15 protein-coding genes are annotated in these 18,786 nt (G+C 60.8%); 12 read left to right on the forward strand and 3 right to left on the reverse strand.

Annotated elements, in window-relative coordinates; translation table 11 throughout:
* The first annotated feature begins 2 nt into the window (after positions 1-2).
* The 8 genes from sdhA to brnQ all read left to right on the forward strand — a co-directional run bounded on the left by sdhA (position 3) and on the right by brnQ (position 12,406).
* Positions 3-1,775 (forward strand): succinate dehydrogenase flavoprotein subunit, encoded by a 1,773-nt coding sequence (sdhA, locus tag KI243_RS07895; RefSeq protein WP_017127967.1) that lies wholly within the window; start codon positions 3-5, stop codon positions 1,773-1,775.
* 11 nt (positions 1,776-1,786) lie between these two features.
* Positions 1,787-2,491, forward strand: coding sequence for a succinate dehydrogenase iron-sulfur subunit (locus tag KI243_RS07900; protein ID WP_177057648.1), 705 nt, complete (start codon positions 1,787-1,789; stop codon positions 2,489-2,491).
* Between the two features lie 291 nt (positions 2,492-2,782).
* Positions 2,783-5,614 carry a 2-oxoglutarate dehydrogenase E1 component gene (locus KI243_RS07905; protein WP_042936142.1) on the forward strand — a complete coding sequence of 944 codons (2,832 nt, stop codon included), beginning with the start codon at positions 2,783-2,785 and terminating at the stop codon, positions 5,612-5,614.
* 41 nt (positions 5,615-5,655) lie between these two features.
* Positions 5,656-6,879, forward strand: a complete 1,224-nt coding sequence (odhB, locus tag KI243_RS07910; protein ID WP_017127970.1) for a 2-oxoglutarate dehydrogenase complex dihydrolipoyllysine-residue succinyltransferase — start codon at positions 5,656-5,658, stop codon at positions 6,877-6,879.
* A gap of 113 nt (positions 6,880-6,992) precedes the next feature.
* On the forward strand, positions 6,993-8,429 hold the full coding sequence (gene lpdA / locus KI243_RS07915; RefSeq protein ID WP_177085265.1) for a dihydrolipoyl dehydrogenase: 1,437 nt from the start codon (positions 6,993-6,995) through the stop codon (positions 8,427-8,429).
* Positions 8,430-8,626: 197 nt separating this feature from the next.
* Entirely contained in the window at positions 8,627-9,793 is a 1,167-nt protein-coding gene (sucC, locus tag KI243_RS07920) for an ADP-forming succinate--CoA ligase subunit beta (protein ID WP_017127972.1), read from the forward strand.
* Positions 9,793-10,674, forward strand: coding sequence for a succinate--CoA ligase subunit alpha (gene sucD, locus KI243_RS07925; protein ID WP_017127973.1), 882 nt, complete (start codon positions 9,793-9,795; stop codon positions 10,672-10,674). The genes sucC and sucD overlap by 1 nt, the downstream gene beginning before the upstream one ends.
* Before the next feature lie 418 nt (positions 10,675-11,092).
* The gene (brnQ, locus tag KI243_RS07930) at positions 11,093-12,406 is read left to right on the forward strand and encodes a branched-chain amino acid transport system II carrier protein (RefSeq protein WP_177085263.1); all 1,314 of its coding nucleotides are present in this window, start codon (positions 11,093-11,095) and stop codon (positions 12,404-12,406) included.
* Positions 12,407-12,649: 243 nt separating this feature from the next.
* Here the strand turns inward: brnQ and KI243_RS07935 are convergent, their stop codons facing one another.
* Positions 12,650-12,895: a hypothetical protein gene (locus KI243_RS07935; protein WP_017127975.1), complete on the reverse strand. Its 246-nt coding sequence runs from the start codon at positions 12,893-12,895 to the stop codon at positions 12,650-12,652.
* Positions 12,896-13,058: 163 nt separating this feature from the next.
* Here KI243_RS07935 and KI243_RS07940 point away from each other — a divergent pair, with 163 nt between their 5' ends.
* The 4 genes from KI243_RS07940 (at position 13,059) to KI243_RS07955 (ending at position 16,775) form a co-directional block, all read left to right on the forward strand.
* Positions 13,059-13,535, forward strand: coding sequence for a PaaI family thioesterase (locus tag KI243_RS07940; RefSeq protein WP_017127976.1), 477 nt, complete (start codon positions 13,059-13,061; stop codon positions 13,533-13,535).
* Positions 13,532-13,987, forward strand: coding sequence for a PaaI family thioesterase (locus KI243_RS07945; RefSeq protein ID WP_212810668.1), 456 nt, complete (start codon positions 13,532-13,534; stop codon positions 13,985-13,987). The genes KI243_RS07940 and KI243_RS07945 overlap by 4 nt, the downstream gene beginning before the upstream one ends.
* 89 nt (positions 13,988-14,076) lie before the next feature.
* Positions 14,077-15,981 (forward strand): molecular chaperone HtpG, encoded by a 1,905-nt coding sequence (gene htpG / locus KI243_RS07950; RefSeq protein WP_042936275.1) that lies wholly within the window; start codon positions 14,077-14,079, stop codon positions 15,979-15,981.
* 65 nt (positions 15,982-16,046) lie between these two features.
* The gene (locus tag KI243_RS07955) at positions 16,047-16,775 is read left to right on the forward strand and encodes a dienelactone hydrolase family protein (RefSeq protein WP_177085256.1); all 729 of its coding nucleotides are present in this window, start codon (positions 16,047-16,049) and stop codon (positions 16,773-16,775) included.
* Positions 16,776-17,254: 479 nt separating this feature from the next.
* Here KI243_RS07955 and KI243_RS07960 read toward each other — a convergent pair whose 3' ends face one another.
* Positions 17,255-18,118: a pirin family protein gene (locus tag KI243_RS07960; RefSeq protein ID WP_177119641.1), complete on the reverse strand. Its 864-nt coding sequence runs from the start codon at positions 18,116-18,118 to the stop codon at positions 17,255-17,257.
* A gap of 59 nt (positions 18,119-18,177) precedes the next feature.
* Entirely contained in the window at positions 18,178-18,594 is a 417-nt protein-coding gene (locus KI243_RS07965) for an OsmC family protein (protein ID WP_017127981.1), read from the reverse strand.
* Between the last annotated feature and the right edge of the window lie 192 nt (positions 18,595-18,786).

The raw sequence follows: 18,786 nt of genomic DNA on the forward strand, positions 1-18,786 counted from the left end.
TCATGGCTAACATTCCAACGATTTCTTTCGACGCCATCATCATCGGCGGCGGCGGCGCGGGTATGCGTGCCGCCCTGCAGCTGGCTCAGGGCGGTCACAAGACGGCCGTGATCACCAAGGTGTTCCCGACCCGTTCGCACACCGTGTCCGCCCAGGGTGGCATCACCTGCGCCATCGCTTCGGCCGACCCGAACGACGACTGGCGCTGGCACATGTACGATACCGTCAAGGGTTCCGACTACATCGGTGACCAGGACGCTATCGAGTACATGTGTCAGGAAGGCCCGGCTGCGGTGTTCGAACTGGACCACATGGGCCTGCCGTTCTCCCGTACCGAATCCGGCCGCATCTACCAGCGTCCGTTCGGCGGCCAGTCCAAGGACTTCGGCAAGGGCGGCCAGGCGGCACGTACCTGCGCAGCCTCTGACCGTACCGGTCACGCGCTGCTGCACACCCTCTACCAGGGCAACCTGAAAGCCGGCACCACATTCCTGAACGAGTACTACGCCGTTGACCTGGTGAAGAATCAGGACGGTGCGTTCGTCGGTGTGATCGCCATCTGCATCGAAACCGGTGAAACCTCCTACATCCGCTCGAAAGCCACCGTATTGGCCACCGGCGGTGCGGGGCGCATCTACGCTTCGACCACCAACGCCCTGATCAACACCGGTGATGGCGTCGGCATGGCCCTGCGTGCCGGCGTACCGGTACAAGACATCGAAATGTGGCAGTTCCACCCGACCGGCATCGCCGGCGCCGGCGTCTTGGTGACCGAAGGTTGCCGTGGTGAAGGTGGTTACCTGATCAACAAGCACGGCGAGCGTTTCATGGAGCGTTATGCTCCGAACGCGAAGGACCTGGCTGGTCGCGACGTGGTTGCCCGTTCGATGGTGAAGGAAATCATCGCTGGCAACGGTTGCGGTCCGAATGGCGACCACGTGATGCTCAAGCTCGACCACCTGGGCGAGGAAGTGCTGCACAGCCGTCTGCCAGGCATCTGCGAACTGTCGAAGACTTTCGCGCACGTCGACCCGGTTGTTGCCCCGGTTCCGGTCGTACCGACCTGCCACTATATGATGGGCGGCGTTGCCACCAACATTCATGGCCAGGCCATCACCCAGAACGCCGAAGGCGTGGACCAGATCATTCCTGGCCTGTTCGCGGTAGGTGAAGTGGCTTGCGTATCGGTTCACGGCGCCAACCGCCTGGGCGGCAACTCGCTGCTCGACCTGGTGGTCTTCGGCCGTGCGGCCGGCCTGCACCTGGAAAAAGCCCTGACCGACGGCATCGAATACGATGACGCCACCGACGCTGACATCGAAGCTGCCCTGGCGCGTCTGTCCGCCCTGAACGAGCGTACCGATGGCGAAGACGTGGCAACCCTGCGTCGCGAGCTGCAAAGCTGCATGCAGAACTACTTCGGTGTATTCCGTACTGGCGAATACATGCAGAAGGGTATCGCGCAACTGGCCGATCTGCGCAAGCGTATCGCCAACGTGAAGATCAACGATAAGTCGCAGGCGTTCAACACTGCCCGTATCGAAGCGCTGGAACTGCAAAACCTGCTGGAAGTGGCCGAAGCAACCGCTATCGCCGCCGAAGTGCGCAAAGAGTCCCGCGGCGCCCATGCCCGTGAAGACTTCGAAGATCGTGACGACGAAAACTGGCTGTGCCACACCCTGTACTTCCCGGGTGACAAGCGCGTCACCAAGCGAGCCGTGAACTTCTCGCCGAAGACCGTTCCGACTTTCGAACCTAAAGTCCGGACTTATTAAGGGTGACCGCCATGTTGCAAGTCGAAGTTTATCGTTACAACCCTGACACCGACTCAGCCCCGAAAACCCAGGTTTTCCAGGTCGATACCGGTGGCAAGGACCTGATGGTGCTGGACGTGCTGGCGCTGATCAAGGAGCAGGACGAAGGGTTCTCCTATCGTCGCTCCTGCCGTGAAGGCGTTTGCGGTTCCGACGGCATGAACATCAACGGCAAGAACGGCCTGGCGTGCATCACGCCGCTGTCCGCCGTGGTCAAGGGTAACAAGCTGGTTGTTCGTCCTCTGCCTGGTTTGCCGGTTATCCGTGACCTGGTCGTCGATATGAGCATCTTCTACAAGCAATACGAGAAGGTTAAGCCATTCCTGCAGAACGACACGCCGGCTCCGGCCATCGAGCGTCTGCAGTCCCCTGAAGAGCGTGAAAAGCTCGACGGCCTGTACGAGTGCATCCTGTGCGCTTGCTGCTCGACGTCCTGCCCGTCCTTCTGGTGGAACCCGGACAAGTTCCTGGGCCCGGCCGCCCTGCTGCAAGCCTACCGCTTCCTGGCAGACAGCCGCGACACCAAGACGACCGAGCGCCTGGCTTCGCTGGATGACCCGTTCAGCGTCTTCCGCTGCCGCGGGATCATGAACTGCGTCAACGTATGTCCGAAAGGCCTGAACCCGACTAAGGCCATCGGTCACATCCGTAACATGCTGCTGCAGAGCGGCGTGTGACTCAGCTGCTGTAACCCGGCTGTTGTAGAACCGGTGTTGTAAAGAGTGGCATCGCTGTACCCGTAGAGAGCTGCGGCGCAGGCTTCAACCCGCGCCGTGGTTTTAACCTGAGCGACGGCTCACAAAGCTGTGGCTCTTATTTTGAAGAAATGAGACCAGCAGGGGCATCCGGGCTGGTACCCGGACTATCAGCGTGATCCTAGGTGGCTTGTTCAGGTCGCGGCATTCGGACTTTTGCAAGCTTGCTCGGTGTTTTCGCCGGTGGTGTCCCCTAACCGAGGGTGACCAAGCATGCAAGAAAGCGTGATGCAGCGCATGTGGAACAGCGGCTATCTTTCAGGTGGTAACGCTGCCTATGTGGAAGAGCTTTATGAGCTCTACCTGCACGACCCTAACGCTGTGCCAGAAGAATGGCGCACCAAATTTCAGACGTTGCCCGCTGACGGCAACGCTGCCACCGATGTATCGCACTCGACAATCCGCGAGCATTTCGTGTTGCTGGCAAAGAACCAGCGCCGCGCCCAACCGGTATCTGCCGGCAGCGTGAGCAGTGAGCACGAGAAGAAGCAGGTTGAAGTGCTGCGATTGATCCAGGCCTATCGGATGCGTGGCCACCAGGCAGCCCAGCTTGACCCGCTGGGACTGTGGCAGCGTCCTGCACCTGCAGACCTGTCGATCAATCATTACGGCTTGACCAATGCCGATCTTGATACGACCTTCCGTGCCGGCGACCTGTTCATCGGCAAAGAGGAAGCGAGCCTACGCGAAATTCACGAAGCGTTGCAGCAGACATATTGCCGCACCATCGGCGCCGAGTTCACGCACATCGTCGATTCCGAGCAGCGCCACTGGTTCCAGCAGCGCCTGGAAAGCGTGCGCGGCCGTCCAACCTTCTCCGCCGATATCAAGAGCCACCTGCTCGAGCGCGTCACCGCCGCGGAAGGCCTGGAAAAATACCTGGGTACCAAATACCCGGGCACCAAGCGTTTCGGCCTGGAAGGTGGCGAGAGCCTGATTCCGATGCTGGACGAGATGATCCAGCGTTCCGGCTCCTACGGCACCAAGGAAATCGTTATCGGCATGGCCCACCGCGGCCGTCTCAACGTGCTGGTCAACACCTTCGGCAAGAACCCGCGCGAGTTGTTCGACGAGTTCGAAGGCAAGAAGAAGGTCGAGCTGGGTTCCGGTGACGTCAAGTACCACCAGGGCTTCTCGTCCAACGTGATGACCACCGGTGGCGAAGTTCACCTGGCCATGGCGTTCAACCCGTCCCACCTGGAAATCGTTTCCCCGGTGGTCGAGGGTTCGGTTCGTGCCCGCCAGGACCGTCGCAACGATGCGACCGGTGACAAGGTTCTGCCGATTTCCCTCCACGGTGACGCTGCGTTCGCAGGTCAGGGCGTGGTCATGGAAACCTTCCAGATGTCGCAGACCCGCGGCTTCAAGACGGGCGGCACGATCCACATCGTGATCAACAACCAGGTCGGTTTCACCATCAGCAACCCGCTGGACTCGCGTTCCACCGAGTACGCCACCGACGTCGCGAAGATGATCCAGGCGCCGATCCTCCATGTGAATGGCGATGATCCGGAAGCCGTGCTGTTCGTGACCCAGCTGGCTGTCGACTACCGCATGCAGTACAAGCGCGACGTGGTGATCGACCTGGTCTGCTACCGTCGTCGTGGTCACAACGAGGCTGACGAGCCAAGTGGCACCCAGCCGCTGATGTACCAGCAGATCACCAAGCAGCGCACCACCCGTGAGCTGTACGCCGAGCGCCTGGTTCAGGCCAAGGTGCTGGATGACGCGCGCGTGCAGGCGAAGGTCGACGAATACCGCAACGCCCTGGACAACGGTCTGCACGTGGTCAAGAGCCTGGTCAAGGAACCGAACAAGGAGTTGTTCGTCGACTGGCGCCCTTACCTGGGTCACGCGTGGACTGCACGTCACGATACCCGCTTCGATCTGAAGACCCTGCAGGAACTGTCCGCCAAGCTGCTGGAAATTCCGGAAGGCTTCGTGGTCCAGCGCCAGGTCGCGAAGATCTACGAAGATCGTCAGAAAATGCAGGCCGGCGGCTTGCCGATCAACTGGGGTTACGCCGAAACCATGGCGTACGCGACCCTGGCGTTCGAAGGTCACCCGATCCGCATGACCGGCCAGGACATCGGCCGTGGTACGTTCTCGCACCGTCATGCCGTGCTGCACAACCAGAAGGACGCGGGCACCTACATTCCGCTGCAGAACCTGTACGAGGGTCAGCCACGCTTCGACCTGTACGACTCGTTCCTGTCGGAAGAAGCGGTCCTGGCGTTCGAGTACGGTTACTCGACCACCACGCCGAATGCCCTGGTTATCTGGGAAGCCCAGTTCGGCGACTTCGCCAACGGTGCCCAGGTGGTTGTCGACCAGTTCATCACCAGTGGCGAGCACAAGTGGGGTCGTCTGTGCGGCCTGACCATGCTGCTGCCGCACGGTTATGAAGGTCAGGGTCCGGAGCACTCCTCGGCCCGTCTGGAGCGCTACCTGCAACTGTGCGCCGAGCACAACGTCCAGGTTTGCGTGCCGACCACCCCGGCTCAGATCTACCACCTGCTGCGTCGTCAGGTCATCCGTCCGCTGCGCAAGCCGCTGATCGTGCTGACACCGAAGTCGCTGCTGCGTCACAAGCTGGCGATCTCCACGCTGGAAGATCTGGCCGAAGGCTCGTTCCAGACCGTTATCCCGGAAATCGACGCCCAGGATCCGAAAAAGGTCCAGCGCCTGGTTCTGTGCAGCGGCAAGGTCTACTACGACCTGCTGGAAAAACGCCGTGCCGAAGAGCGTGACGATATCGCCATCGTGCGTATCGAGCAGTTGTACCCATTCCCTGAGGACGACCTGATCGAAGTCCTGGCTCCGTACAAGAACCTCAAACATATCGTTTGGTGTCAGGAAGAGCCGATGAACCAGGGTGCCTGGTACAGCAGCCAGCATCACATGCGTCGCATCATCAGCGGCCACGACAAGTCGCTCGCACTCGAGTACGCCGGTCGTGACGCTTCTGCTGCTCCTGCTTGTGGTTATGCATCGATGCACGCCGAGCAGCAGGAAAAACTGTTGCAAGATGCCTTTACTGTTTAACGCCTCGCGCACCTGAAACCGAATTTAAGGAACCACAGATAATGGCTATCGAGATCAAAGCCCCCCAATTTCCGGAATCGGTTGCCGATGGCACCGTTGCCACCTGGCACAAGCAGCCGGGCGATGCGGTCAAGCGCGACGACCTGATCGTCGACATCGAGACCGACAAGGTGGTACTGGAAGTCCTGGCTGAAGCCGACGGCGTTCTGGGCGCTATCGTTGCCAACGAAGGCGACACCGTTCTTTCCGCACAGGTACTGGGCTCCATCGAAGAGGGCGGTGCTGCCGCCGCTGCTCCTGCTGCCGCGCCTGCCGCCGCCGCCCAAGCTGCTGCCCCGGCTGCCGCCGGTGGTGAAGACGATCCGGTTGCTGCTCCGGCCGCGCGCAAGCTGGCTGAAGAAAACGGCATCAACATCGCTTCCGTTGCCGGCACCGGCAAGGGTGGTCGTGTGACCAAGGAAGACGTGGTCGCTGCCGTCGCCGCGAAGAAAGCCGCTCCGGCTGCTGCTCCGGCCAAGGCTGCCGCCCCGGCTGCCGCTGCTCCTGTGTTCGCCGCCGGCGACCGCACCGAGAAGCGTGTACCGATGACCCGCGTACGTGCCACCGTGGCCAAGCGTCTGGTCGAAGCCCAGTCGAACATGGCGATGCTGACCACCTTCAACGAAGTCGACATGACCGAAGTCATGGCCCTGCGTTCGAAGTACAAGGACCTGTTCGAGAAGTCCCACAACGGCGTACGCCTGGGCTTCATGTCGTTCTTCGTGAAAGCGGCCACCGAGGCGCTGAAGCGCTTCCCGGCTGTCAACGCCTCGATCGACGGCGCGGACATCGTCTACCACGGCTACGCCGACGTCGGTGTCGCCGTTTCCAGCGACCGTGGCCTGGTGGTACCGGTACTGCGTAACGCCGAACTGATGAGCCTGGCCGAAATCGAAGGCGGCATCGCCACCTTCGGCAAGAAGGCCCGTGACGGCAAGCTGTCCATCGACGAAATGACCGGCGGTACGTTCACCATCACCAACGGTGGTACATTCGGCTCGATGATGTCGACCCCGATCGTCAACCCGCCACAAGCGGCGATCCTGGGTATGCACAACATCATCCAGCGTCCGATGGCAATCAACGGTCAGGTCGTGATCCGTCCGATGATGTACCTGGCTCTGTCCTACGATCACCGTTTGATCGACGGTAAAGAAGCTGTGACCTTCCTGGTTACCATCAAGAACCTGCTGGAAGACCCGGCTCGTTTGCTGCTGGATATCTGATTTTGCCCAAAGGGCAGGGCGCCTGGCGCCTTGCCCGCCGTGTAAATGACCAGCTTCGTCCCACGACGGTCGCCAAAAGCGGCCGTCCGGTTTGATTCGATAAGGAATGACACATGACTCAGAAATTCGACGTGGTAGTGATCGGCGCGGGTCCTGGCGGCTATGTAGCCGCCATCAAGGCCGCGCAACTTGGCCTCAAGACTGCCTGCATCGAGAAGTACCAGGACAAAGAGGGCAAGCTGGCTCTCGGCGGTACTTGCCTGAACGTGGGCTGCATTCCCTCCAAGGCGCTGCTGGACAGCTCCTGGAAGTACCATGAAGCCAAGGATGCCTTCGCCATCCACGGTATCACCACCGGTGACGTGAAGATGGACGTCCCGGCGATGGTCGGTCGCAAGGCCAACATCGTCAAGGGTCTGACCAGCGGTGTTGCCACCCTGTTCAAGGCCAACGGCGTGACTTCGATCGAAGGCCACGGCAAGCTGCTGGCCGGCAAGAAAGTCGAAGTGACCGGTCCGGATGGCGTTGTCCAGGTCATCGAAGCCGAGAACGTGATCCTGGCTCCAGGTTCGCGTCCGATCGACATCCCGCCTGCTCCGGTTGACCAGAAGGTGATCGTCGATTCGACCGGCGCCCTGGAATTCCAAGCCGTACCGAAGCGCCTTGGCGTGATCGGTGCCGGCGTGATCGGCCTGGAACTGGGTTCCGTCTGGTCCCGCCTGGGCGCTCAGGTGACTGTCCTGGAAGCCCTGGACACGTTCCTGCTGGCCGCTGACACCGCGGTGTCCAAGGAAGCGCTGAAAACCCTGACCAAACAAGGTCTGGACATCAAGCTGGGCGCTCGCGTGACCGGCTCCAAGGTCAACGGCGAAGAAGTGGTCGTGACCTATACCGACAAGGATGGCGAACAGACCATCACTTTCGACAAGCTGATCGTAGCCGTTGGTCGTCGTCCGGTGACCACCGACCTGCTGGCTGCCGACAGCGGCGTGACCCTCGACGAGCGTGGCTTCATCCACGTCGACGATCACTGCGCGACCACCGTTCCAGGCGTCTACGCCATCGGTGACGTGGTTCGCGGCATGATGCTGGCTCACAAGGCTTCGGAAGAAGGCATCATGGTTGTCGAGCGCATCAAGGGCCACAAGGCCCAGATGAACTACGACCTGATCCCGTCGGTTATCTACACCCACCCGGAAATCGCGTGGGTCGGTAAAACCGAACAGGCCTTGAAAGCTGAAGGCGTTGAAGTTAACGTCGGCACCTTCCCGTTTGCCGCCAGTGGCCGTGCCATGGCAGCCAACGATACCGGTGGTTTCGTCAAGGTCATCGCTGATGCCAAGACCGACCGCGTCCTGGGCGTCCACGTGATTGGCCCAAGCGCGGCCGAGCTGGTACAGCAAGGCGCAATCGGTATGGAATTCGGCACCAGCGCCGAAGACCTGGGCATGATGGTCTTCTCCCATCCGACCCTGTCCGAAGCGTTGCACGAAGCGGCATTGGCAGTGAATGGCGGCGCCATCCACATTGCCAACAAGAAAAAACGCTAAGCGAATAATAAGAAACCACGGCGGATCGCCCGTCGTGAGCCTTGCGCGCAAGACTCACCGCGGAACATCCGCTGGACGCAGTCTTGCGTTGTTTCGCCGGGCGACCGGATAACGACGCAAGCAGCAGTCACAGGTGGTGCGGCACTGCAATCAGTGCAGCACCGAACGCGCAGTACCTAACGAAGACGGTAAAAAGCATGAATCTTCACGAGTATCAGGGTAAGCAGCTGTTCGCTGAATACGGCCTGCCAGTATCCAAAGGCTACGCGGTAGACACCCCGGAAGAAGCAGCAGAAGCTTGCGACAAGATCGGTGGTTCCGAGTGGGTTGTAAAAGCCCAGGTTCACGCCGGTGGTCGCGGTAAAGCGGGCGGCGTCAAGCTGGTTCGCAGCAAAGAAGACGCTAAGGCCTTCGCACAGCAGTGGCTGGGCAAGCGTCTGGTGACCTATCAGACTGACGCCAATGGCCAGCCTGTCACCAAGATCCTGGTTGAATCGTGCACTGATATCGCTAAAGAGCTGTACCTGGGCGCTGTCGTTGACCGTTCGAGCCGTCGCATCGTGTTCATGGCTTCCACCGAAGGTGGCGTGGACATCGAGAAAATCGCTCACGACACCCCTGAGAAAATCCTCAAGGCCACTATCGATCCACTGGTTGGCGCTCAGCCATTCCAGGGGCGCGAGCTGGCATTCCAGCTGGGTCTGGAAGGCAAGCAGGTTGCCCAGTTCGCCAAGATCTTCGTTGGCCTGGCCAAGCTGTTCAAGGATCACGACCTGGCCCTGCTGGAAGTGAACCCGCTGGTGATCAAGGCCGACGGCGATCTGCATTGCCTCGATGCCAAGATCAACATCGACGCCAACGCCATGTACCGTCAGCCTAAGCTGAAAACCTTCCACGATCCGTCCCAGGACGATCCGCGCGAAGCGCACGCTGCCAAGTTCGAACTGAACTACGTGGCCCTGGAAGGCAACATCGGCTGCATGGTCAACGGTGCCGGCCTGGCCATGGGTACCATGGACATCGTCAACCTGCATGGCGGCAAGCCAGCCAACTTCCTCGACGTGGGCGGTGGTGCTACCAAGGAACGCGTAACCGAAGCGTTCAAGATCATCCTGTCCGACACCAACGTCGCTGCAGTACTGGTCAACATCTTCGGCGGCATCGTTCGTTGCGACATGATTGCCGAAGGCATCATCGGTGCAGTGAAAGAAGTCGGCGTGAAAATCCCGGTTGTTGTGCGCCTTGAAGGCAACAACGCTGAACTGGGCGCTAAAGTACTGGCAGAAAGCGGCTTGAACATCATCGCTGCTACCAGCCTGACCGACGCTGCTCAACAAGTTGTCAAAGCTGCGGAGGGCAAATAATGAGCGTCCTGATCAATAAAGACACCAAAGTTATCTGCCAGGGTATTACCGGTTCGCAAGGTAGTTTCCACACCCAGCAAGCCATCGAATACGGCACCAAGATGGTCGGTGGCGTAACGCCGGGCAAAGGCGGCACCGAGCACCTGGGCCTGCCAGTGTTCAACACCGTGAAAGACGCTGTAGCAGCCACTGGCGCCACCGCCAGCGTGATCTACGTTCCGGCTCCTTTCTGCAAGGACTCGATCCTGGAAGCGGCATTCGGCGGCATCAAGCTGATCGTCTGCATCACCGAAGGCATTCCTACCCTGGACATGCTGGACGCCAAGGTCAAGTGCGACGAACTGGGCGTGATCCTGATCGGCCCTAACTGCCCAGGCGTGATCACTCCAGGCGAATGCAAGATCGGCATCATGCCAGGTCACATTCACTTGCCAGGCAAGGTCGGTATCGTTTCCCGTTCCGGCACCCTGACCTACGAAGCTGTGAAGCAGACCACTGACGCCGGTTTCGGTCAGTCGACCTGCGTCGGCATCGGCGGTGACCCGATCCCGGGTTCGAACTTCATCGACATCCTGAAGCTGTTCCAGGAAGACCCGAAGACCGAAGCGATCGTCATGATCGGCGAGATCGGCGGTTCGGCTGAAGAAGAAGCGGCTGCCTACATCAAGGCTCACGTGACCAAGCCGGTTGTTTCCTACATCGCTGGTGTGACTGCTCCTCCGGGCAAGCGCATGGGCCATGCTGGCGCAATCATCTCTGGCGGCAAAGGCACTGCAGACGAGAAGTTCGCTGCTCTGCAAGACGCAGGCGTGAAAACCGTGCGTTCGCTGGCAGACATCGGCAAGGCCCTGGCCGAGCTGACCGGTTGGGCTGTCAAGTAAGCCTCGCGCTTAGCTGACGCTCCATCAGCAAAGGCCACCTTCGGGTGGCCTTTGTGCTTTGTGGGTAGGGGAAAGGCCTGTGTCGTTTGTGCTGGCCTCTTCGCGGGCAAGCCCGCTCCCACAGATTCTAGGTGTACGACGCGGACACTGTGGGAGCGGGCTTGCCCGCGAAGGGGTCACTACAGGCTGCACCGATTTCATACGAAAACGCGACAGGGAAGTGTCGCTTATCGGACAACATGCCCTCTAACAGTGCGTTTGCCGCGCAAATTCGTTAGTCTGGCAGCCATTTTGCGTTTGCTCCCCAAAAGGGAACGGCGCGCTAAACGGGTCAACCTCAAACGGGTCGACAGCATTTCCCCCACCCCACGGGAAATCCCTCTCTAAATTCCGATTCAGCAGTGTGGTATTTCCTTAAATGAAAGTGTTGAAAGGCCAGGACATCCTGGCACTTGGTTTTATGACCTTTGCCCTGTTCGTCGGGGCCGGTAACATCATCTTCCCCCCTATCGTCGGCCTGCAGTCCGGACCCCATGTCTGGATGGCGGCGCTGGGTTTCCTGATTACCGCGGTTGGCCTGCCGGTCGTCACCGTCGTTGCCCTGGCCAAGGTCGGCGGCGCCATGGACGCCTTGAGCAGCCCGATCGGCAAGCTTGCCGGTGGCCTGCTGGCCGCGGTCTGCTACCTGGCGGTTGGCCCGTTGTTCGCCACGCCACGTACCGCGACCGTGTCCTTTGAAGTCGGCCTGGCGCCCTTGACCGGTGAAAGCCCGCTGGCACTGTTCCTCTACAGTTCGGTGTATTTCCTGCTGGTGTTCTTCATCTCCCTCTACCCGGGGCGCCTGCTGGATACCGTCGGGCGCTTTCTCGCCCCGTTGAAGATCATTGCCCTGGCGGTCTTGGGCATCGCGGCGTTTGCCCTGCCGGCGGGGGATATCGGTACCGCCACGCCTGAATACGTGGCCGCGCCGTTTTCCCAGGGCTTTATCAATGGCTACCTGACCATGGATACCCTCGGTGCCCTGGTGTTCGGCATCGTCATCGTCAACGCCATCCGCTCGCGCGGTGTCGAGTCGCCACGGTTGATCACCCGCTACGCGATCATCGCCGGTCTGATCGCCGGTGTCGGCCTGGCGCTGGTGTATATCAGCCTGTTCCGCCTGGGCTCGGGCAGCCATGAAGTGGCGGTCGGTGCCACCAACGGGGCGGCGGTGTTGCATGCCTACGTGCAACACACCTTCGGCTCCCTGGGCAGCGGTTTTCTGGCGGTGCTGATTTCCCTGGCCTGCCTGGTGACGGCAGTCGGCCTGACCTGTGCCTGTGCCGAGTACTTCAGCCGGGTGCTGCCGCTGTCGTACAAGACCCTGGTGATCATCCTGGCGGCGTTTTCGCTGCTGGTGTCGAACCTGGGGCTGACCAAGCTGATCGCGTTCTCGATTCCGGTGCTGACGGCGATCTATCCGCCCTGCATTGCCCTGGTGGCGCTGAGCTTCTGCCAGTCGTTCTGGCACGCCCAGGGACGTATCGTCGGGCCGGTGATGCTGGTGTCGTTCCTGTTCGGGATGGTCGATGCGCTGAAGGGTGCGGGCCTGGCCGACTGGATGCCGACGCAACTGTCCCACCTGCCGCTGAGCGAGCAGGGGCTGGCCTGGCTGGTGCCTTCGGTGATCATGCTGGTGGTGGTCGTGGTGATTGACCGTCTGCTCGGGAAACGCAGCGAAGCGCTGGCCTGAGGTCTGCGCCCGTCACGAACGGGTTGTGGATAAGTGAAAAAAGCCCCCGTGTCGGATAACGACCGGGGGCTTTTGCTTTGGCTCTTGTCCCGATGGACTGTTATCCACAGGACTTCAGTAGTTGCATCCCAGGATATTGGAATAATCTGTAGGAAAGTTAACCGACGGACAAAGTAAAGCCCGCACAAGGCGGGCTTTCTTTTGCAACCTGAGTTCTTCCGCAAAGGAAGAAACTCCAATGACTCAAGAACCGGTGGCTTCTTTATTGGCCTCTTCGGCAGCCGCCTTGTTGGATTCAGCCTGAGCTTTGGCAGCTTCGGCGTTTTCCTTCGCTGCGTCGTTCACCTTATCCTGGGCTTCGTTCATTTTTTGCTGAGCTTGCTCGGCGTGCTGGTTTGCGTCTTGAGCTTTGTCCTCTGATTTTTTATCGCAGGCAGCGAGACCCAGAGAAGCGGTCAGCATCAAGGCAATAGCTAAAGTCTTACGCATGGGGTATTGCTCCTTTGTGGAAATAGTTACTACTGGCCTTTCGAACCCGAGCCCAAGGGTTAAGTTCCTTGATTTGCAAAGATATATAACTATTCCCGGTGCGGAACTTTTACCAATTGTGCAGATTTTATCGTCGCCGATATTGATATGAGATGTTCATTCCATGAGTGAGAACCCCGTTTTTGAGCGCGCCACGCGTTTTCTCGGTGCACTGCGGCATTGCCAGGTTCTCGGCCTGTCCCTGCACAGTGCCGATACCCGTGGATTGACCTTGATCCTGCCCTACAGCCCGCAGATCGTCGGTGATCCCCAGAGCGGCGTGATCCATGGCGGTGCCCTGACGTCGCTGATGGACACCGCCTGTGGCATGGCGACCCTGTGCGTCCTGCCCGAGTTCGAAGTCTGTCCGACCCTCGACCTGCGGATCGACTACATGCACCCCGCGCAGCCGGGCCAGGACGTCTACGGCTTCGCCGAATGCTACCGAGTCACCCGCGACATCATTTTTGCCCGCGGTTTTGCCTACCAGGATGATCCGGCAAACCCCATCGCCCATGTGGTCGGGACCTTCATGCGCATGGGCAAGGGTATCAAGGGCAGCCAGCGCTTCGGTGGCTCGATCAACGGAGGAGCGGCATGAGCAACGACTTCAAGGACCTGCTCCAGCAGGCACACCAGCAAGGCGACTATGGCCAGCTCCTGCAACGGATTCCCTACGCCAAGCTGATCGGCATCGAATGCTCCCGCCTGGGGGACGAGTTGCTGTTCCGCCTGCCGGCGAACAGGGAAAATATTGGTAACCCTTTGTTGCCGGCGATCCATGGTGGTGTCATCGCCGGCTTCATGGAACTGGCGGCCGCCCTGCACCTGCTGGTCTTCACCGGTTCGCCCGGGGTGCCCAAGGTCATCGACTTCTCCCTCGACTACCTGCGTGCCGGGCAGTTTCGCGATACCTATGCCAAATGCCAGGTATGTCGCCAGGGCCGACGGGTGGCGAATGTCGCCATTACCGCCTGGCAGAGCACCGAGGCCGAGCCGATTGCCACCGCCCGGGCCCACTTCAAGATCGAGGAAACACTCCCCAGCACTTGAAATCCCCACCATAGCCCCCAACTTTGATGACAACCCGCCGCCAACCCTCAGGGGGGCGGCCACTGCCATCCAATTGGAGTTTGATGACCATGAGTGTGGAAACTCAAAAGGAAACCCTGGGCTTCCAGACCGAGGTGAAGCAACTGCTGCACCTCATGATCCATTCGCTGTATTCCAACAAGGAAATCTTCCTTCGCGAATTGATCTCCAACGCCTCCGACGCCGTCGACAAATTACGTTTCGAAGCCCTGTCCAAGCCTGAGTTGCTGGAAGGTGGCGCCGAACTGAAAATCCGCGTGAGCTTCGACAAGGACGCCAAGACCGTCACCCTCGAAGACAACGGTATCGGCATGAGCCGCGACGATGTGATCACCCACCTGGGGACAATCGCCAAGTCGGGCACCGCCGATTTCATGAAGAACCTCTCGGGCGACCAGAAGAAGGATTCGCACCTGATCGGCCAGTTCGGCGTGGGCTTCTACTCGGCCTTTATCGTCGCCGACCAGGTCGAAGTGTTCAGCCGCCGTGCCGGCCTGTCGGCCAGCGAAGGCGTGCACTGGTCTTCCAGGGGCGAGGGCGAGTTCGAAGTCGCCACCGTGGAGAAAGCTGACCGCGGCACCCGCATCGTCCTGCACCTGAAGTCCGGTGAAGACGAGTTCGCCGATGGCTGGCGCCTGCGCAATATCATCAAGAAGTACTCCGACCATATCGCCCTGCCGATCGAACTGCCGAAAGAAACCGCGGCCGCCGAAGGCGAAGAGAAACCGGCGCTGGAATGGGAAACCGTCAACCGTGCCAGTGCCCTGTGGACCCGTCCGCGCACCGAGGTGAAGGACGAGGAGTACCAGGAGTTCTACAAGCACATCGCCCATGACTATGAGAACCCGCTGAGCTGGAGCCACAACAAGGTCGAAGGCAAGCTGGAATACAGCTCGCTGCTCTACGTGCCGGCCCGTGCGCCGTTCGACCTGTACCAGCGCGAGGCACCGAAAGGTCTCAAGCTGTACGTCCAGCGCGTCTTTGTCATGGACCAGGCCGAGTCCTTCCTGCCGCTGTACCTGCGCTTCATCAAGGGCGTGGTCGACTCCAACGACCTATCCCTGAACGTATCGCGAGAAATCCTGCAGAAAGACCCGATCATCGACTCGATGAAATCGGCGCTGACCAAGCGTGTCCTCGACATGCTGGAAAAACTGGCGAAGAACGAGCCCGAGCAATACAAGGGCTTCTGGAAGAACTTCGGCCAGGTCATGAAAGAAGGCCCGGCCGAAGATTTCGCCAACAAGGAAAAAATCGCCGGCCTGCTGCGTTTCGCCTCTACCCAGGGCGAAGAAGGCGAGCAGGTGGTGTCCCTGGCCGAGTACCTGGCACGCGCCAAGGAAGGCCAGGACAAGATCTACTTCCTGACCGGCGAAACCTACGCCCAGGTCAAGAACAGCCCGCACCTGGAAGTCTTCCGCAAGAAAGGCATCGAAGTGCTGCTGCTGACCGATCGCATCGACGAGTGGCTGATGAGCTACCTCAACGAATTCGACGGCAAGAGCTTTGTCGACGTGGCACGGGGTGACCTGGACCTGGGCAACCTGGACTCGGAAGAGGACAAGAAGGCTGCCGAGGAAGTCGCCAAGACCAAGGAAGGCCTGGTTGAGCGCCTCAAGACCGCCCTGGGCGACGCTGTCAGCGAAGTGCGGGTTTCCCACCGCCTGACCGACTCGCCGGCGATCCTGGCCATTGGTGAACAGGACCTGGGCCTGCAAATGCGCCAGATCCTCGAAGCCAGCGGGCAGAAGGTGCCGGACTCCAAGCCGATCTTCGAATTCAACCCGACCCACCCGTTGATCGAGAAGCTCGATGCCGAGCCGGACGAAGACCGCTTCGGCGACCTGTCCCATATCCTGCTCGACCAGGCGGCCCTGGCGGCCGGCGACAGCTTGAAGGACCCGGCGGCCTATGTGCGCCGACTGAACAAGCTGCTGGTTGAACTGTCGGTTTGATCACGCTGTAGAAAAACCCGCTTCGGCGGGTTTTTTAATTTCCAGATGTCCTTGCGGAGTGTGCAATGAGCCAAATCACTGTGAGTTCTGTGGCCTATCAGATTGATGGCCAGTCCTACGAGGGTCGCCTGGCCTTCGATGCCAGCCACCAGGGCGCCCGCCCGGGGCTGTTGATGGCACCCAACTGGATGGGGGTCAGCGCCGGCGCGGAAAAGATTGCCGAGGCCGTGGCTGCCAAGGGTTATGTGGTGCTGATCGCTGACCTCTACGGGCAGTCGGTTCGCCCGCAGAACGGCGACGAGGCGGGTGCGGCGATGATGCCGCTGAAGAACGACCGGGCCGAATTGCGCAAGCGCATGCAGGCGGCGTTCGAGGCGTTGCAGGGGCAGGGCCTGGCGGCGGTCGACAAGTCGAAACTGGCGACTTTCGGTTTCTGCTTCGGCGGTTGCTGCTCGCTGGAACTGGCCCGTACCGGCGCGCCGTTGAAAGCGGCGGTGTCGTTCCACGGCACCCTGGATACGCCGAACCCGGCGGATGCGCGGAACATCAAGGGCGCGGTCCTGGTGCTGCACGGCGCGTCCGACCCGTTGGTGCCGAAGGAACAACTGCCGGCATTCGAGGACGAGATGAACGCCGCCGGTGTCGATTGGCAGCTGTTGAGCTACGGCGGTGCGGTACACTCCTTCACCGATCCGCATGCCAACGTACCGGGCAAGATGATGTACGACGCGAAGACCGCCAGCCGCGCCTTCGTCTCGATGCATAACCTGCTGGAAGAAGTGTTCAAGGGCTGACTCTTGTCGCAGCCCTGACGGCCTCTTCGCGGGCAAGCCCGGCTCCCACGGGTTTTGTGTTCGGTCGCTGAACCGCGGTGCGACGCGATCCCTTGTGGGAGCTGGCTTGCCAGCGATGAGGCCCTTGAGCCCCACGGCGCCCATCCGGACGCCATCGCCAGCAAGCCGGCTCCCACGGGTTTTGTGTTCGGTCGCTGAACCGCGGCTCGGCGCGATCTCTTGTGGGAGCTGGCTTGCCAGCGATGAGGTCCTTGAGCCCTACGGCGCCCATCCGGACGCCATCGCCAGCAAGCCGGCTCCCACAGTTTTGCGCCAGACGGGGTCCCTGTAGGAGCTGGCTTGCCAGCGATGAGGCCCTTGAGCCCCATGGTGCCCATCCGGACACCATCGCCAGCAAGCCGGCTCCCACAGTTTCGCGCCAGACGGGGTCCCTGTGGGAGCGGGCTTGCCCGCGAAGAACGATAACGCGGTCCCCCGACCTACCGCGGCAGGGCGATCCGCTCGCTTTCCCCCGGGACCGTCGGCCAGTCCCCGGCCGCCCAGCGTGCCCGCGCCTGATCGATCAAGGCCGGATCGCTGGCGACGAAGTTCCAGTTCATCCGCCGTGGTCCATCCAGCGGCGCCCCGCCAATCATCACCAGATGACACTCGCCCGCGGCGAACAGCGTGGGACTTTCCCCGCCCGGCAGCACCACCAGGCTGCGCGGCGCCAACGGCTCACCGTCCAGCTCGACCTCGCCGTCCAGCACGTACAACGCCCGTTCCTCGTGTTCATCGGGGATCAGCAGGGTGGTTGCCGTGTCCATCCACACCTCGGCATAGACCGTGGGCGACAGCACCGGCACGGGTGACGTCAGACAGAAGCCGCTGCCGGCGATCAGGCGGATCCTCACCCCCAGGTTGTCGCTGGTGGGCAGGCTGGCGGCGGGGTGATGGCTGTAGTGCCCCGGTCCCTGTTCATGCTCCCTGGGCGATGCCAGCCAGACCTGCAGGCCATGCAGGGCCGAACCGCTGGCCATCAGTTCGGCCGGCGTCCGCTCGACGTGGGCAATGGCGCTGCCGGCGGTCATCCAGCTGACTTCGCCGGGGCCTACCCGCTGCTCGGAACCGAGGCTGTCCTTGTGCAGCAGTTCGCCCTCGAACAGGTAGGTCAGGGTCGACAGGCCGATATGCGGGTGCTGCCGGATATTCATGCCGCTGCCCGGTGGATAGCGGGTTTCCAGCATATGGTCGAAAAACACGAAAGGCCCGACGCTGCGGCACTGGGCCGAGGGCAGGGGACGCAGGATCGGTTGACCTTCGACATCCTCGGCGCGAGGACGAATCACCAACGGTGTGTTCATGGGGCTTCCAGGCTCGGCGGGCAATGCGCAGAGCATAACCCGCTTTTTCGCCGCCGCCCTTACTGACTGAAGGCGCCTTCGGACAGCAGGGTTTCGATGCTGACTTCGCTGGTGGTCATCAATTTGTGGATCGGGCAGCGGTCGGCGACCTTGTGCAGCTCATCGCGCTGGGCATCGCTCAGCACGCCCTTGAGGGTGAGCTTGACCAGCAGGCCGTATTTGCCCTTCTGCTCCTGGCTGTTGTCGCGCTTGACCTCGACCGTGACGCCGGTCAGCGGGATGCCTTTCTTCTGCGCGTAGAGCTTCAGGGTCAGGGCCTTGCATGCACCCAGGGCGGCGTCGAAGTAGTCGTGGGGTTCCGGCGCGGAGCCTTCGCCACCGGCGGTTCTGGGCACATCGGCGAACAGCTGGTGATCATCGATCTGCACGCTGTGAAGAAAACCTTCGCTCGATTCGGTGTTGATGGTGATGGTCATGACATACCTCAGGCAGAGAGTGACGGGAAAAGACCCTGAACCTTATAGAACACTCCACCGGGGCGGTGTTCAGCTTTTTTCGCGTCCGCACGCCCTTGTGGAGCGCATATCGGACTTCTTGGGCGCTTTGATATCACGCTTTCGTCTAACGCAAATGTTGCAAATGCCTCTACCGTTGAAGACAGCGTGATA

Source organism: Pseudomonas sp. Ost2, from assembly GCF_018326065.1.
GTDB classification, from domain to species: Bacteria; Pseudomonadota; Gammaproteobacteria; order Pseudomonadales; family Pseudomonadaceae; genus Aquipseudomonas; species Aquipseudomonas gingeri.

Excerpts from the sequence above, each read along its gene's own strand:
- KI243_RS07935 (WP_017127975.1), bottom strand. The coding sequence starts at position 12,895 with ATGCGTAAGACTTTAGCTATTGCCTTGATGCTGACCGCTTCTCTGGGT.
- KI243_RS07905 (WP_042936142.1), top strand. The coding sequence starts at position 2,783 with ATGCAAGAAAGCGTGATGCAGCGCATGTGGAACAGCGGCTATCTTTCA.
- lpdA (WP_177085265.1), top strand. The coding sequence starts at position 6,993 with ATGACTCAGAAATTCGACGTGGTAGTGATCGGCGCGGGTCCTGGCGGC.
- sdhA (WP_017127967.1), top strand. The coding sequence starts at position 3 with ATGGCTAACATTCCAACGATTTCTTTCGACGCCATCATCATCGGCGGC.
- odhB (WP_017127970.1), top strand. The coding sequence starts at position 5,656 with ATGGCTATCGAGATCAAAGCCCCCCAATTTCCGGAATCGGTTGCCGAT.
- sucC (WP_017127972.1), top strand. The coding sequence starts at position 8,627 with ATGAATCTTCACGAGTATCAGGGTAAGCAGCTGTTCGCTGAATACGGC.
- sucD (WP_017127973.1), top strand. The coding sequence starts at position 9,793 with ATGAGCGTCCTGATCAATAAAGACACCAAAGTTATCTGCCAGGGTATT.
- brnQ (WP_177085263.1), top strand. The coding sequence starts at position 11,093 with ATGAAAGTGTTGAAAGGCCAGGACATCCTGGCACTTGGTTTTATGACC.
- htpG (WP_042936275.1), top strand. The coding sequence starts at position 14,077 with ATGAGTGTGGAAACTCAAAAGGAAACCCTGGGCTTCCAGACCGAGGTG.
- KI243_RS07945 (WP_212810668.1), top strand. The coding sequence starts at position 13,532 with ATGAGCAACGACTTCAAGGACCTGCTCCAGCAGGCACACCAGCAAGGC.
- KI243_RS07960 (WP_177119641.1), bottom strand. The coding sequence starts at position 18,118 with ATGAACACACCGTTGGTGATTCGTCCTCGCGCCGAGGATGTCGAAGGT.
- KI243_RS07900 (WP_177057648.1), top strand. The coding sequence starts at position 1,787 with ATGTTGCAAGTCGAAGTTTATCGTTACAACCCTGACACCGACTCAGCC.
- KI243_RS07955 (WP_177085256.1), top strand. The coding sequence starts at position 16,047 with ATGAGCCAAATCACTGTGAGTTCTGTGGCCTATCAGATTGATGGCCAG.
- KI243_RS07965 (WP_017127981.1), bottom strand. The coding sequence starts at position 18,594 with ATGACCATCACCATCAACACCGAATCGAGCGAAGGTTTTCTTCACAGC.
- KI243_RS07940 (WP_017127976.1), top strand. The coding sequence starts at position 13,059 with ATGAGTGAGAACCCCGTTTTTGAGCGCGCCACGCGTTTTCTCGGTGCA.